The 14,714-nt window shown below is 38.9% G+C and carries 15 protein-coding genes; 5 read left to right on the top strand and 10 right to left on the bottom strand.

Going from position 1 to position 14,714, the window contains the following annotated elements; translation table 11 throughout:
- Positions 1-73: 73 nt before the first annotated feature.
- From NYE65_RS15240 to NYE65_RS15230, 3 genes are all read right to left on the bottom strand, one after another.
- On the bottom strand, positions 74-1,363 hold the full coding sequence (locus NYE65_RS15240) for an ABC transporter substrate-binding protein (protein WP_251542459.1): 1,290 nt from the start codon (positions 1,361-1,363) through the stop codon (positions 74-76).
- A 355-nt stretch (positions 1,364-1,718) separates the two neighbouring features.
- Positions 1,719-1,904 (bottom strand): hypothetical protein, encoded by a 186-nt coding sequence (locus NYE65_RS15235; protein ID WP_034305959.1) that lies wholly within the window; start codon positions 1,902-1,904, stop codon positions 1,719-1,721.
- Between the two features lie 154 nt (positions 1,905-2,058).
- The gene (locus NYE65_RS15230) at positions 2,059-2,898 is read right to left on the bottom strand and encodes a YitT family protein (protein ID WP_034305961.1); all 840 of its coding nucleotides are present in this window, start codon (positions 2,896-2,898) and stop codon (positions 2,059-2,061) included.
- 417 nt (positions 2,899-3,315) lie between these two features.
- Here NYE65_RS15230 and bioF point away from each other — a divergent pair, with 417 nt between their 5' ends.
- The 3 genes from bioF to bioC are packed head-to-tail and all read left to right on the top strand — an operon-like array spanning position 3,316 to position 6,072.
- Complete coding sequence (gene bioF, locus NYE65_RS15225; RefSeq protein WP_057278540.1) at positions 3,316-4,515, top strand: 8-amino-7-oxononanoate synthase; 1,200 nt, start codon at positions 3,316-3,318, stop codon at positions 4,513-4,515.
- Positions 4,512-5,261 (top strand): alpha/beta fold hydrolase, encoded by a 750-nt coding sequence (locus tag NYE65_RS15220; protein WP_340861178.1) that lies wholly within the window; start codon positions 4,512-4,514, stop codon positions 5,259-5,261. The genes bioF and NYE65_RS15220 overlap by 4 nt, the downstream gene beginning before the upstream one ends.
- Positions 5,251-6,072, top strand: coding sequence for a malonyl-ACP O-methyltransferase BioC (gene bioC, locus NYE65_RS15215; protein ID WP_340861177.1), 822 nt, complete (start codon positions 5,251-5,253; stop codon positions 6,070-6,072). Before NYE65_RS15220 ends, bioC begins: the two co-directional genes overlap by 11 nt.
- A gap of 114 nt (positions 6,073-6,186) precedes the next feature.
- Here bioC and NYE65_RS15210 read toward each other — a convergent pair whose 3' ends face one another.
- The 4 genes from NYE65_RS15210 to NYE65_RS15195 all read right to left on the bottom strand — a co-directional run bounded on the left by NYE65_RS15210 (position 6,187) and on the right by NYE65_RS15195 (position 10,119).
- Complete coding sequence (locus tag NYE65_RS15210; protein ID WP_057278537.1) at positions 6,187-6,864, bottom strand: ABC transporter ATP-binding protein; 678 nt, start codon at positions 6,862-6,864, stop codon at positions 6,187-6,189.
- Positions 6,861-7,967, bottom strand: a complete 1,107-nt coding sequence (locus tag NYE65_RS15205) for an ABC transporter permease (RefSeq protein ID WP_340861176.1) — start codon at positions 7,965-7,967, stop codon at positions 6,861-6,863. The genes NYE65_RS15210 and NYE65_RS15205 overlap by 4 nt, the downstream gene beginning before the upstream one ends.
- A 98-nt stretch (positions 7,968-8,065) precedes the next feature.
- Complete coding sequence (locus NYE65_RS15200) at positions 8,066-9,445, bottom strand: sensor histidine kinase (RefSeq protein ID WP_328176712.1); 1,380 nt, start codon at positions 9,443-9,445, stop codon at positions 8,066-8,068.
- Positions 9,442-10,119, bottom strand: a complete 678-nt coding sequence (locus tag NYE65_RS15195) for a response regulator transcription factor (protein WP_053533625.1) — start codon at positions 10,117-10,119, stop codon at positions 9,442-9,444. The genes NYE65_RS15200 and NYE65_RS15195 overlap by 4 nt, the downstream gene beginning before the upstream one ends.
- A gap of 314 nt (positions 10,120-10,433) precedes the next feature.
- Here NYE65_RS15195 and NYE65_RS15190 point away from each other — a divergent pair, with 314 nt between their 5' ends.
- Positions 10,434-11,411: a bile acid:sodium symporter family protein gene (locus tag NYE65_RS15190; protein ID WP_340861175.1), complete on the top strand. Its 978-nt coding sequence runs from the start codon at positions 10,434-10,436 to the stop codon at positions 11,409-11,411.
- Between the two features lie 270 nt (positions 11,412-11,681).
- Positions 11,682-12,938, top strand: a complete 1,257-nt coding sequence (locus tag NYE65_RS15185) for a DUF445 domain-containing protein (RefSeq protein ID WP_340861174.1) — start codon at positions 11,682-11,684, stop codon at positions 12,936-12,938.
- A 192-nt stretch (positions 12,939-13,130) separates the two neighbouring features.
- On the opposite strand, the gene NYE65_RS15180 is transcribed toward NYE65_RS15185, so the two are convergent.
- The 3 genes from NYE65_RS15180 to NYE65_RS15170 all read right to left on the bottom strand — a co-directional run bounded on the left by NYE65_RS15180 (position 13,131) and on the right by NYE65_RS15170 (position 14,379).
- The gene (locus NYE65_RS15180) at positions 13,131-13,325 is read right to left on the bottom strand and encodes a hypothetical protein (protein ID WP_340861173.1); all 195 of its coding nucleotides are present in this window, start codon (positions 13,323-13,325) and stop codon (positions 13,131-13,133) included.
- 144 nt (positions 13,326-13,469) lie between these two features.
- Complete coding sequence (locus NYE65_RS15175; protein ID WP_328176715.1) at positions 13,470-13,853, bottom strand: hypothetical protein; 384 nt, start codon at positions 13,851-13,853, stop codon at positions 13,470-13,472.
- Positions 13,854-13,908: 55 nt separating this feature from the next.
- The gene (locus NYE65_RS15170) at positions 13,909-14,379 is read right to left on the bottom strand and encodes a hypothetical protein (protein ID WP_328176716.1); all 471 of its coding nucleotides are present in this window, start codon (positions 14,377-14,379) and stop codon (positions 13,909-13,911) included.
- Positions 14,380-14,714 lie beyond the last annotated feature (335 nt).

The following is a 14,714-nucleotide window of genomic DNA, read 5'->3' as shown; positions in this document are numbered from 1 at the left end:
CGGCTTTTCTATAAGAAGGAACAACCAATCGACACTTTTTTCTTGCCGATTGGTCACTTGCATTTCCCAACTCTTATTTGCTATGAATCTTCTCCCAATTTTCAATGTTCTGTTGGACAAGTTCCTCCCAAGTCAATTTACCAGTTACGTATTTTTGGACACTTGCACCAAGATCATCATTCCAACCGACCGGATATCCATTAAACACCCATCCAATCGTATTTCCTTCTTGAGAGTATTTATAAATTTCTTTTGAAATTGGATCGGCAATTTTTTCTACATCATATCCTTCATAAGCAGGAATGAATTTAAAATCTTCCAAAACGGCTTTTTTCCCTGCTTCGGATGTATACATCCAGTCCAGGAACTTCTTCGCTGCTTCCTGTACCTTTTCATCCGATTTCTTGTTCACTGCCCAATAGTTCGGTACACCGACCGGCATGCCTGCATTGTCTCCATTTGGAATCGGGATGATGCCAATTCCCTTTTCAGCTAACTCAGGATCCATATCATAGACTGTGTTATACACCCAGTTACCTTGCTGAATGATCGCAACCTTTTCAAGCGAGAACAGCTCCTCCACTTGTTGGGAGTAATCAAGACTTGCTGTCGGCTGGACGGAATACTCATTTTGGATATCGACCAATTGTTTAAACTTGTCACCATCCGTGAATTTAACCGTCGATGCCTTACTTGCTTCTAACACATTCCCATCAAACTCCGGTGATAAGAATACATTGGATAAATGGTTTCCTGTCACCCACTTCTCTTTGACCGGATAAGCGAAAACTGCATCGATTTTCAATTTGTCTTTTTGTGAATCGATTTTCTTAACTGCCGCCTCTAAGGCTTCATAACTTGTAATTTCATCAGGATTGATTCCGGCTTCTTTAAATATCCGTTTGTTATAAATCAAGCCGTATCCTTCCTGGTTAAATGGAAGTCCAAGGACTTGCCCGTCCTCTTCCACGCCATCCAAAGTACCGTCAAGCGCTGCAGCAGCAGCCTTCGTGTCCTTTAAATCTGTTAATCTATCTTTATATTGTGCGACATCTACCGGTCCGCCAATGTTAAACACCGCTGGCTCCTCACCTGAAGCGAACTTTGCCGTAATGGCTGATTTATAATCATTTCCGCCGCCGACTGTCGATACCTTGATCTTCACATTTGGATTTTCTTTTTCATATTGTTTTGCCAATGTCTCGAATTGCGACTTGAATTCTACCTTGAATTGAAATATATCCAGCGTCACGACGTCCTTTGAGTCACTGTTTCCGCCAGTTGAAGAAGAGCATCCAGCCAAAATCACACTAAAAATCAATAAAACAGTAAGAATTCCCCCGTACCATTTTTTACGCTTCATGCCTACCCACTCTCCCCTTTTCTCATAATATTCATGCAATTTTAAGAAAACGTTTGCATAAAATTAGTAAAATAAAAGCCATTCATTCTATAAAATTCATAGTCTATCGTACTTCTTTTACATCACCTCCTCACAAAAACATTGCAAACGTTTACATTTATGCGCTTTATATTACCACCAAATCCCATACTTTACAATAAAATTGTAGTATATTGTAAAAAAAGGATGTTAAGAACTCTCTTAAATTATATGATTCAGAAACCTTTGATTATTCCTTTATCCGATTATTTATTGTACGGGCATTTTCATTCCCGGCATTATACGAAAAAAGGGAAACCCGTCGGTCCCCTTCTTTTCACTTCAATATCATCTTCACATTGGAAGGACCGTATTCATCCTTCAATTCATAATATTTATCGCTTGCTTGTCCAAATTCCTTAAACACACCGCTAATGATCAATTCATTCGTTTCCTTATCAACGACACTGTACTTGATATTGCTTTTCCCAAACTTTCTGTCATCCACTTTTAAAAGGATCATCTTGGACACCTCCACATTTAATGGCTGCACTCCTCAGGGTGTGTGGTTTCTTCCTTACATAATATAACAAATTATTCAGAATTTATAGATTTTTTGCCATGCAAAATAAAAAAGCCTAATTAGGCCTTTTCATTTCGCTTATACATTATTACCATCAGGACTTCGATATATCCAGGAAACCTTCACCGAATACGTCCCGAACGTCATGTATGGCTATAAAAGCATTGCTATCCGTTGACTGCACTATTCTCTTTAACTTCAGTACCTCTTGCTTACTTATAACGATATATAAAATATCCTTGGATTCTTTTGTATAGTATCCATGACCACTAAAAACAGTGACTCCCCGGTCCATCAATTCGGTTACTTGTTTTGCAATCTGGTCCGCTTCTTTTGAAATGATGGTGATCGCTTTTTTCGGATTCAATCCCTCAATGATGAATTCCATCGTTTTTGTTCCAATATAAAGCATTAGTATAGTGAGCATCAGACCTTCTGCGCCAATTATGAAATAAGAGGAAAACGCAACGATTAAATCAAAAAACAGAAGTCCGTAGCTTAAACTCCATCCCAAATACTTATTCGTAATTCGGGCAAGGATCGTCGTACCGGCAGTAGTTCCTCCAACACGAATGATCATGCCAATACCTGCACCGGCAAAAACCCCGCCAAATATGGCATTGATGACCAATTCATCTGAAGATATCGTCCAGCTTTCAGTTAAATGGAGGAAAAGTGAATTAAAGGCAACGGCTACGATTGTATATACAGTTGTCATTTTCGACAAAAATTTATAACCGACAATGAGCAGGACAGCGTTAATGATCAAACTTAACAGCCCTGGTGACCATTCAAAAAGATAAAACAGAATGATGGTTATCCCTGTGACTCCTCCCTCACCAAGCTCATTGGGAATGACGAAAAGATTTATTGCCAAAGCGAAAATAAAAGCTCCTATTAATATAAAGAAAACATCCAAAGAAATCTTTTTCATATTTATACCCTTCCTTTATGTAATGGTTAATGTGAATTCTGTTAAATTTCACTGCTCTATAGTAACATGGAATCCCATTTAATCCTTCAAAGATTTGAAGGTTTAACAAAAAGACTACCTTGGAAGTTAGATTATCTTCAATGAATGAGCTTAATACATATTTTTATACATTAGCTTAACAAAACCACCGCTGCCCGGTTCTCCTTAAACTGATTTTTCTGGTTAGATTCATGTTCCTGGCTGGTATCTAAATAATCCACCAGCCTTTTCCGACCCTTGAATTCTCCAAGATTAATGGAGCATTACTTTATTCTCATGCTCGTTTTCAAAGCTTGACAGTTTCATTGAGTCATGATTAGAATGTTTTATGTGTTAACCTATATTATTTTTAGTTGACATATAAAAAGGAGAATGGCCATGCACAGTGAAAAACGTTTACTTTGTTGGGAAGAAAAAATAAAAAAAGAACTGGCTCATTTAGAAGAGATTTCGCAAAAGCGCGAACTCGTATCAACCGTATGTGCCGAGCAGCCTTGGCTTACGATCAACGGGTGCAGGATGCTTAATCTAGCTTCTAATAACTATTTAGGATATGCAGGAGATGAGCGGCTGAAAACGGCTATGGTTGATGCCGTACATACATATGGTGCAGGAGCAACGGCTTCACGTTTAATTGTTGGCAATCATCCTCTTTACGAGCAGGCGGAACAAGCTCTTGTCAATTGGAAGAAGGCCGAAGCAGGACTCATCATCAACAGTGGTTATAACGCGAACCTTGGAATAATCTCCACCCTGCTGTCCCGTAACGATATTATTTATAGCGATAAATTGAATCATGCAAGCATTGTCGATGGAGCTCTTTTAAGCAGAGCAAAGCATGTACGCTATCGTCATAATGATTTAGATCATTTAGAAGCATTTTTGAAAAAATCACCGATTGAAGCACGTAAATTAATCGTGACGGATACGGTCTTCAGCATGGATGGTGACTTCGCTTATCTAGAAGACCTAGTTCGGTTAAAGGAACGTTATAACGCAATGTTAATGACAGATGAAGCACATGGAAGCGGCATTTACGGTAAAAACGGTGAAGGCTATGCCGGTCATCTCCATCTTCAAAATAAAATAGATATCCAAATGGGAACATTCAGTAAAGCGCTTGGTTCATTCGGGGCCTATGTTGTCGGGAAAGAATGGCTCATCGACTATTTAAAAAATCGCATGCGCGGATTCATCTATTCAACTGCACTTCCCCCTGCCATACTCGGTGCTATAAAAACAGCGATTGAACTTGTACAGCAAGAACCAGAACGCCGCTCACTGCTCCAAACACATTCAGAATACTTTAGAGAAGAACTCACAAATTACGGGTTTAACATTTGCGGAAGCCGATCACAAATTGTTCCTATCGTCATCGGGGAAAACGAAAAAGCGATGGAATTTGCTGCACGTTTGCAAAAAGAAGGAATTGCCGCTATTGCTGTCAGGCCGCCGACCGTTCCTGAAAATGAAGCGAGAATCCGGTTTACCGTAACGGCTCTCCACGATAAAAAAGATCTTGATTGGGCAGTTCAAAAAGTTTCGATCATTGGAAAAGAAATGGGTGTTGTTGAATGAAGCAGCCGAATTTAGTCGTGCTTCCTGGCTGGGGAATGGAAAAAGAGGCGTTTCAACCGTTAATCAAACCGCTATCAGAACTATTTCACCTTTCATTTATAGATTGGAGAGATTTGAAGGCACTAAATGACTTTGAAGAACGGGTCATAAACACAATCGCTTCCATCGATGGTCCTGTTTATTTATTGGGCTGGTCATTAGGATCACTAGTATCACTTGAACTTTCAAGTTCTTTTCGAGAAAGAATAAAAGGTTTTATCCTTTTTGGCGCAACAAGTCGGTTCACTACAGGGGAAAATTATTCAGTTGGCTGGGATCCGCGAATGGTCGAGCGCATGAAGAAACAACTGCCGCGCAATAAAGAGAAGACTTTGACTTCCTTCTATGAAGCGATGTTTTCCGATGCTGAAAAAGAAGCAGGTTTTTATCATCAATTCACCAAGATCAGTCAAAGCGAGTTTCATGGAGATGATGTGTTTTCGCTTCTGATTGGATTGGATTATTTACTTCAGAAAGATGCTCGAGCAAGACTCGACCGGATTGAAGTCCCCTTTTTAATGCTTCATGGGAGGGAAGACAAAATTTGTCCACTTGAAGCTTCATCTTTCATTAAAGAGAATTTGGGTGAGAAAGCCGAGGTTCGTATTATCGAAGGTACTGGTCATATTCCATTTTTCACAAAACCAGAGGAATGTATGGAGCATATAAAAACATTTATTCAAAAGGAGTACGTTCATGATAGATAAACGATTGTTAAGCAAGCGATTCAGTGAACACGCGCAAACATATGATGCGTATGCCAATGTTCAAAAAAACATGGCAAAGCAATTAGTGGATTTGCTTCCTCAAAAAAACACCAATCATAAAATCAATATTCTTGAAATCGGCTGCGGCACCGGTTACTTAACCAGGTTACTCGTCAAAACATTCCCTAATGCCGCCATTACGGCTGTTGATTTGGCACCCGGTATGGTTGAAGTGGCAAAAGGATTGACAAAGGAAGACCGTGTTACATTTTTATGTACGGACATCGAAGAAATGGCGCTAAATGAAAATTACGACTTGATTATTTCCAATGCAACGTTTCAATGGCTGAATGATCTTCCTGCAACCCTTGAAAAACTTTTTACACGATTAACGGCGGAAGGAAGCCTGATATTTTCAACGTTCGGAATAGATACCTTTCAAGAGCTTCATAGTTCATATGAACAAGCGAAAGAAAAGCTTCAACTTTCAATGGATAGTTCACCAGGCCAAACGTTTTACACTCTGGAAGAATTATCCCAAGTTTGCGAAGCAGCAATCCCCTATTCAGCAGCAGCTCCATTCGAGATTACAAAAATAGAAAAGCTTGAACTGGAGTACTTTCAGACAGTTCGTGAATTTTTCACCTCAATCAAAAAGATTGGCGCTGCTAACAGCAACAAAGAAAACTACTGCCAGCGCCCTTCCTTTTTTCGCGAGTTAATCAACATATACGACACAGAATACCGAAATGATTCAGGTGTGAAAGCAACCTATCACTGCTTGTTCTTTAAAATAAAAAAACATGAATGACCCGAAGATTATTATTCCATCCGCTTACTGTCGGTTAACCATCCCCTTCAAGCAATTCAGTCCGCCGCCACTCCTAATTCCTTTGGAGAGGCGGCGGACTTTTTACGTATAACTTCATCCAAATACCTTGCCATCCGTAATATTGACCACTCGATCACATAAATCCAACATTCTTTCATCATGCGTTACCATGATGGCCGCTTTATTTCTTGATTTCACCTCATGTGCAAGCATTTCAACAACATCCCTGCCTCTTTTGGAATCAAGACTTGCGGTTGGTTCATCCGCTAAAATGATTTCTGGATCATTCATCAGCGAACGGGCGATTGCTACACGCTGCCGCTCACCGCCCGACAGTGCTTCTGGCAGGTGATCTGTCCGATGTCCAAGTCCAAGGTGGCTAAGCAATTCGTCCGCTTTTTTCACAGTTGTTTTATCTCGCTTGCCGATCAATTCAGAAAGCAGCAGAAGCTGATCTCGTACGGAGAGATATGGCACAAGATTCGACGATTGGAATACAAACCCGATCTTTTCAAGGCGCACCCGAGTCAATTCTTTTGGGGATAGTGTTGTAATATCCTCACCATTCAGCAGTAAGCGGCCTTTGCTCGGGGATAGTAACGCACCTGCTATCGAAAGAAAAGTACTTTTTCCTGAACCTGAAGGACCGACGATGGCGACGAATTCCCCCGCTCTTACATTCAGGGAAATATCATCAAGGGCTTTCACCTTATTATCGCCTTCCCCATAAACCTTACTGACGTTTTCAAATAATAGTTTATCCCCCATCATGATACCCTCCCTATTGCTTCGATCGCATCTATCTTCGCTACTCGGTATAGTGATAGCAGCGAACCCAATACGGATACAGCCAAAAGTAATACGGAATATTTAATGACCAAATCGGCACTCAATTCAAATGGCATTCCTTCTGGCATGATTAAAGTGACGCCGTATGTCAGGGCAACACTGATGGCTATGCATGTCACGGCAAGCAGCATTACTTGACCAACGATGCTTTTTGCCAGGTAGCCCGTATTGGCCCCGAGTGCTTTAAGGACTCCAAATTGATTCGTCTTCTGCAAAGTAATCACATAAAAGAATACGGCCAAAACGAAAGCTGCGATGACAAACAAGAAGGCAATCATCATCTTCAACGTCCCCTGTTCCTCTTTGTAGCCTGGTATACTCTGAAGTGATTCTTCTTTCGAAATGAGCGTTACACCTTCAGGCAATGATTCACGTACATTCACTTCTGCCTTCGAATCCATTTGCACGGCTATTGTGCTGATTGAGTCTTTTCCGTGATTTCTCAATCCAGGATTAATCTCCTGCCACCCCTTAACATTCATGTAAACTACCGGTGTATGGCTATAAGACTGCTTTTCAGTAAAACCAACAATGGTGAAAACCTTACCTGATAGGTCATCTTTGAGTGAATCACCCAATTTATAACCGGCTTCTTTTAAAGAACGATCTGCAATGACTTCACCTTGTTCCTTATTGTCATAGCTCTTTCCTTCTATGACCTTCGGTGCTAAAATCCCACTGGCATCGGTCGCAAAAATAGTGGCATCCGTTTTCTCCGAAGAGCCGATTTTATTCAATGTGATCATCATTTGCCCAAGTCCTTCGGCTGCTTTAACATCCGATATAGCCCGGACTTCATCCAGCTTTTCCATCGATATGATCGATCGATTCAATTTATTTTTAGAGTCATGCTCCATAACGAAATAGTCAGCCTTCATGTTTTGTATGGATGAGGCATTATCTGAAGAAAGTCCATTAGCTAATCCTGAAATGATAAAGACAAGCAAAGCAACCAATATCATGATCAGTCCAATCAGCAGATAACGTAATTTGGAATGCTTTAGTTCACGTATTGCCAAAAACATCATTTCATCTCCCATTACTTTTGTTTACCGATCAAGTCCTGTTTGATCGGTATGACCCGATTGTAAACAATCAATATGAATGGAAGATGAACAACTGATTACATAAGGGGCAGCCGTATATAAAAGGTGGTCCCTTTACCAAGTTCGCTTTGAACTTCGATCGTTCCCCCATGAAGTTCAACCGTCTTCTTCGTAATCGAAAGTCCTAATCCGCTTCCGGTTTCACTCCGGTTCCTCACTTTGTCGACTTTATAGAAGCGATCAAGGATATAAGGAAGGTCTTCTTCTGGAATTCCGATGCCCGTATCCGCGATCATCACTTCAACAGTACTGTCTATTCTTTTAATCCGAATATCGATCGAACTGCCGCTTTCCGAGTATTTAATGCTATTGGTTATCAAATTCGTCCAAACTTGGTTTAAAAGCTTTTCATCTGCAGAAATGACAGTGGACGGCAAATCCATTTCGATCACCATATCCTTTTCCCGCCAATTCCATTCCAGCATGAACAACACCTGCCGGATTTGCTGCGCTAAATCGAAATTTGACCGTTGCAGCGGATCATCTACTTTATCCAACGAAGCAAGCATGAGCAGCTGTTTGCTTAACGACGACATGCGCCTGCTTTCTTTTTCAATGATGGACAAGTACTGATTTCTTTGTTCCTTTGTTAATTCCTCCGATTGAAGGGTTTGGGAAAAACCTTGGATGGATGCAAGCGGAGATTGAATTTCATGAGATACATTCGATACGAACTCCTGCCTCATATCATCCAACCGCTGTATACTATGTGTCATTTTCGAGAAATGCTGTGCCAAGTCCCCTATTTCATCGCTTCGGGAGACATTCAATTCACTACTATAATCCCCATCGGCGATTCTTTTTGTAGCCTCCGTTAATTTCGTAATCGGCTTAACGATGAAACGCGTATTAATGATCACAAATAAAAAACTAAGAAGGAGCGTCAGTACGAGCAAAACTGCAAGGAAAAAGCGAAATTCGCCAAACTGCAGCTCTATATTTGGCCTTACAAACAATGCATGCTTTTCGCCATTCACGGTCATCGGGACCCCAACGCTATTAATTAATACATCTTCAAAAAACCCCGTAATAAATAACCCATTATTATAATTGGCGATACCTTGATAGGTATTCCCATTCAAAACCCCGGAAATCGTGTCGCGGTCCAAATTCGTTTCCCGAAACGGCTCACCATATAAAGTTCCTTCACCCTGCTCATTAAATAGATACATTTGATAGTGCAATCCTGCAATATGATTTAAATACGCATCAATATCCTGATCAGGATTCTCCTCATATAAAGAGACGATCTCATTTGCGACTTTGCTTATCTTCTCACCATTGTTGGGTTTTTGAACCTGATGATAATAAACATTGGAAATTAAAAAAGCGATGACACTGGCAAGCACCATGATCAAAATGGTTTGAATAACTATCCTGAAATAAAGTGTTTTCACTTCTTGTTGACCTCCAGTTTATAACCTAAGCCACGGACAGTCGTTATGACAAAGTCATCTGTCCGGCCGGCAAAACGTTCCCTCAACCGTTTAATATGGACATCAACCGTTCGATCATCCCCTGCAAAATCAGCACCCCAAACCAGTTCAATAAGCTGCTCACGCGTGAAGACCTGATCAGGAAAACTCCCCAGCTGGGCCAGCAGCTCAAATTCCTTAAGCGGCAGGAGCAGCGTATTCCCCTTTATTCGCACTTCGTAACTTTTACGGTCAATCACCGTTTGGTTCAATGAAATGGATTCAGAATTCACCATACGGTATCTTCGCAATAGCGCTTTTATCCGAAATAGAAGTTCCCTTGGCTCAAACGGCTTCACGAGGTAATCATCCGTACCCGCAAAGTACCCCTTTTCCTTATCGATAAGTTGATCTTTTGCTGTCAATAAAATGACGGGCAAATCATATTGATCCCGGATTTCCTTACAAAGATCCAGTCCGTTTTTATACGGCATCATTATATCGACAACAGCCAGATGGATCCGTTCCTTCTCCAGTAACAAGGAAGCTTCATTACCGTCCTTAGCTTCCGATACCATGTACCCTTCCTTTTCCAAGTGAAATTTAAGCAACTCCCGAATATGCCGATCATCATCCGCAATTAATATATGTATCAAAGAAACCACATCTCCACTTCTTTTATAGCCCTGGCTAAACATACAATAGCAATAATTAAACCTGTAAAACAACAAATAATAATTCAATTTCCGGTTCCTTATAAACTAGTTTGCCGCTAATATACAGCACCCTCTTATTTTTTAATAAAAATAAAGTCAAAAGCGGACAGAATCTAAAAACCCTGTCCGCTTTTTAGTGAATCGTCATATTCACACTAGTTCAGCCCTAGTGATATTTTTATTGTTCAAAATGGTTTTAAATATTCTGAATATAAATTATAATTGTTTTATTTTAAAACATCTAGGAGGTCACTATGGGAGTAGTAGAGAAAATCAGCGGATTTGCTGGTAAAACGTTTACCTTATGGGTCATTTTATTTGCAGTTATTGCGTATATCTTACCTAATCAGTTTATATGGATTGGAGACTATATTGTTCCATTACTAGGAATTGTCATGTTTGGCATGGGACTTACATTATCAGCAGCGGATTTTAAAGAAGTATTCCGACGGCCGAAAGAGGTCGCACTAGGGGTAGCAGGTCATTTTATCATTATGCCCTTATTGGCATTCGGATTAGCAATAGGCTTCGATTTGCCCAAAGAAGTCGCTGTTGGTGTTATTTTGGTAGGATGTTGCCCTAGTGGAACGGCTTCGAATGTCATGGTGTTTCTTGCGAGAGGAAATGTTGCGCTTGCAGTTGCCATTGCTTCTGTTTCCACTATTCTAGCGCCTATCGTAACGCCCCTGCTTATTCTGCTCTTGGCAAGTAAATGGGTCAATATCAGTATTGGGTCATTATTCATTTCTATCATTCAAGTGGTGATTATCCCACTGATACTGGGATTTCTTGTTAAAAAGTTTTTCGGCAAACAGGCAGAGGCCGGTGCAAAGGCTTTACCTCTAGTATCTGTCATTTCCATCGTTCTGATCGTATCTGCCGTAGTAGCTGGCAGCCAAGATCAGCTGGCTAAAACAGGTTTGCTGATTTTTGCAGTAGTCGTTCTTCATAATGTTCTTGGTTTTTTACTCGGCTTCTTCTTTGCTCGTTTATGCGGGATGGATTTAGCTAAACAGAAAGCTGTTGCAATGGAGGTCGGTATGCAGAACTCTGGTTTAGGTGTAGCCATAGCAACAGCCCACTTCTCGCCTTTGGCCGCTGTTCCAAGTGCCATTTTCAGTGTTTGGCATAACATATCAGGTTCCGTTCTGGCCTATATCTTCAGTCTCATGAAAGATAAAAAAAATGTAGGCACCGATAAAAATTATTCGATAAAAACAGACGCATCATAATATGTTGGAGATGAACAAAAAAAATGCTTTTCAGTAAATGAATAAAAAAAGCCGATTGAGTGAATCGGCTTTTTTTGTGCATTTATCATCAGAATATTGAACATTCAAGGGAAATGACAATATTCAATGCCCAAAAATAATGAACTTACTGCCTTGTTGTGGTTATTTTTTTGTACTACCTGCTATACTACTAGATGAAAGTAAGTTATAAAATTTGCTAATGATTCGGGTTATAGTAATTGACTATCATTTTAAGGATGAGGGAATATAATGTCACCAAAAATAAAATCTTCAAGAAAAATAGCTAGATATTCACTAATTATCATGGGGGCGGGTTATATTGCAACCACTCCATTTCAAGGTACATTGCCTTTAGATTTATTACATGGAGGGTTTGAGGCTGGTTTAGTCGGCGGATTGGCAGATTGGTTTGCAGTCACTGCATTATTCCGCCATCCGCTTGGATTACCAATCCCCCATACAGCGCTTTTGCCCAACAATCGTAAAAGAATGACAAATGCACTTGTTTCGATGTTAAAAAACGACTGGCTTTCTAAAGAAAGCATTCAGGACAAAGTAAAACATATTCCTTTTACTGAAAAATTGATCCCTATTTTAGGAAAAGAGATTCAAAGTGATACTTTTAGAAAAGTCCTGATTAAACTGATCAAGCAAATGATTGGTTATATAGATATAGAAAAGATTACGCCTTTCGTTGCAAAAAAAATTAAAGTATCACTTTCCAGCATAGACATGAGCAAGATTCTACATTTAGTAAGTTCGGAGTTACTTAACGAAGAGTTTGATAAGAAGGCTTTGGATCATGTTTTGAAAAAAGCTGAAGATTGGTTAGGAAAAAAAGAAACCAGTCACCGACTTGGCACTGTTTCCATGGATGTACTCAGCAAGATTGAACTGGAAGGTATGCTTCAGTTCGCCGTTAAGTCCATTCAAAGTCTACTTAACGAAGAGAAACTTGGGAATATAATCCAAAACCTGCTATTAAGTGTCGTAAATAATTTACAAAACGAGAAAGAACCAAATAGAGAGGCTTTAATCTTATATATCAGGAAAGAGATACAAGGCATTAACCATAACCGGGAACTGTTAGAAGGAGTTGAAAAATGGAAAAAACAACTTCTGACAAAATGGGAGCCTGAGGCGACAATAAAGGGAAGCCTAAAACAAATTCAACAAGAAGCATTGGATTTCGTCGAAGAAGAACATTTCATGGATACTTATCTGACTCCAATGATTCATCACGTACTGGACAAAATAAAAGAAAATAGCACACACATCGATCAATGGATACAGAAACAAATTACTGTTCTCATTGAAAATAATCACACTCAGATCGGCAATCTTGTACAAGAAAATTTAGATAAGCTAGACAACGAAACACTGATTGATATGATGGAAAATGGTGTAGGAAAAGATTTACAATGGATTCGTGTGAACGGAGCGGTCTGTGGATTTATAATAGGGCTTATCCTAACAGGTGCACAGGCTTTGCTTAAGCTATTATAATCCAGGCATAACGGCAGTATACTGTTGTTACCAAATCAACCGGGACTGATTCGTTTTTCTGAAAATGAAGAGATAAACAAAAAGCCAGCCAAGGTTTTCATGAAACACCTCGGCTAGCTTTTCCTTTTTATCAATAGACTTAGATTACAGGTACACATATAAATCAAAGCTCCACTTAAAGCAAGGCTTCAATTAACTAAGGGTGGATTGCTGATCACTAAGCCAGCCATCAATATGATCTAAATTAAAAATCAGCAAATTATCGATGGGTCTGAGATGGGGGATCTTTTTATTCAATATTAGATCTTTGATTTCCTCTTCTCTAATTGGATAATTTACCGACTCAAGGTAAATCATCAAACTTTTTATACCATAGGCTTTCCTCATTTAATCACCTCCCACCAAATTCTCCTTATTCAACATAAAGAAAACTTAGTGCTAGATATTAAATGAAAGACCGCTTAATTCTTAATACCCACTTTTTGAAGAAATAATCGCTTTTACTTTATGTAGGCACTTTAAATCAGGAAATTAATCTAATGTATAGGGTTTCCTCTCCTCGATTATCTCCACTTCATCCCATTCCACAGATTTGGAGTACATATATTTATCTGTTCGTTGAAACCCCATCTTTTTAGCAAGTTCAGTGTTTGTTGTATCCAACAATACTTTTCCAGTTCTTCTTTCTTCAGATGCTGGAAACACCTCTCCCTTATATATTGCCTTTGAATTTATCTTAAATAAATCTACCTCTTCTACAGAAACATTTTTTATATAGATATTTTCATCTAAATGTTTGAAACCTTGAGATAGATCAGCATGCTTATTACTTATTAACCTTATAGACTTATCTTCCAGTAGACTAAAACTATACTCGCTACCATTATGTGTTGCATACTTTCCTTTTCTTATCATAGGTTCCTCCATTTTTCAGGTAAGTATTTATCATAAAAATAAAATTCCATTTCATTCATATACTATTCAACTTCATTATATAGGCTCTAACTTCTCCCCTAGGTATAACCTTCCTACTTTCAGGTAAATCTTCAAATATTAATAGTGGTTTTTTCACCTCAATAATCGATTCTATGTCGTTAAGAGGCACGTCCTTTTTAAAAACAAATTGCTCTTGCTTTTCGAATTCATAGCAGTCTACATCATTACTATCCATACTAAATAACGAAATCTCATTTTCATCCAAGATATGCCTGCCTAATGAATATGGCTCAAACTCTTTACCTTTGTAAGCTACCAAAAACTTTAATTCATAAACTAAATCAACTTCTTCTTTAGTCACATCCTTGATAAATAGATTTGTCTTATTCCCTGTTTGATCAAAAAATTCACGAAATCCTTGTTCAGGTTCATGGGTTCTTAGTCTTAACCTGTCGTTACGGATATTTAAGAGGTAATCCTTATGATTATATATGGCATATTTCACCTTTAGCTTCACCTCGTCTAACTTGATCTTATTTAATATTTTATAATGTCACTTGTATTGAAGAATGAATATTAATTCAGAAGTTCCAAAACTGTTTTATAAAAATATTCACATGCATCATCTTCTGTATCAAATTTCTTTAAATTTGATTTCAACCCACGTTCACTATAATAGACTTCCAAAATATTATCTCTTTTATTTAAGCAAAGTACCTCATTAGGTAGTCCATCATTAAGGAAGGCTATATAGATTTTTTGTAACATTATCTTTAATTAATAATTTCTTCAACTTCAAACTTTTCAAATTAATTCCCTTCCCGTCTAATTATGTACATT

Origin of the sequence: Peribacillus sp. FSL R5-0717 (assembly GCF_038002945.1) — a bacterium.
Classification (GTDB): Bacteria; Bacillota; Bacilli; order Bacillales; family DSM-1321; genus Peribacillus; species Peribacillus frigoritolerans.
The sequence above is the reverse complement of the archived record's forward strand: the minus strand, read 5'-3'. Positions and strand labels throughout refer to the sequence as shown.

Excerpts from the sequence above, each read along its gene's own strand:
- NYE65_RS15210 (WP_057278537.1), bottom strand. The coding sequence starts at position 6,864 with ATGATGGGGGATAAACTATTATTTGAAAACGTCAGTAAGGTTTATGGG.
- NYE65_RS15185 (WP_340861174.1), top strand. The coding sequence starts at position 11,682 with ATGTCACCAAAAATAAAATCTTCAAGAAAAATAGCTAGATATTCACTA.
- NYE65_RS15230 (WP_034305961.1), bottom strand. The coding sequence starts at position 2,898 with ATGAAAAAGATTTCTTTGGATGTTTTCTTTATATTAATAGGAGCTTTT.
- bioC (WP_340861177.1), top strand. The coding sequence starts at position 5,251 with ATGATAGATAAACGATTGTTAAGCAAGCGATTCAGTGAACACGCGCAA.
- NYE65_RS15175 (WP_328176715.1), bottom strand. The coding sequence starts at position 13,853 with ATGATAAGAAAAGGAAAGTATGCAACACATAATGGTAGCGAGTATAGT.
- NYE65_RS15240 (WP_251542459.1), bottom strand. The coding sequence starts at position 1,363 with ATGAAGCGTAAAAAATGGTACGGGGGAATTCTTACTGTTTTATTGATT.
- bioF (WP_057278540.1), top strand. The coding sequence starts at position 3,316 with ATGCACAGTGAAAAACGTTTACTTTGTTGGGAAGAAAAAATAAAAAAA.
- NYE65_RS15180 (WP_340861173.1), bottom strand. The coding sequence starts at position 13,325 with ATGAGGAAAGCCTATGGTATAAAAAGTTTGATGATTTACCTTGAGTCG.
- NYE65_RS15205 (WP_340861176.1), bottom strand. The coding sequence starts at position 7,967 with ATGTTTTTGGCAATACGTGAACTAAAGCATTCCAAATTACGTTATCTG.
- NYE65_RS15220 (WP_340861178.1), top strand. The coding sequence starts at position 4,512 with ATGAAGCAGCCGAATTTAGTCGTGCTTCCTGGCTGGGGAATGGAAAAA.
- NYE65_RS15235 (WP_034305959.1), bottom strand. The coding sequence starts at position 1,904 with ATGATCCTTTTAAAAGTGGATGACAGAAAGTTTGGGAAAAGCAATATC.
- NYE65_RS15190 (WP_340861175.1), top strand. The coding sequence starts at position 10,434 with ATGGGAGTAGTAGAGAAAATCAGCGGATTTGCTGGTAAAACGTTTACC.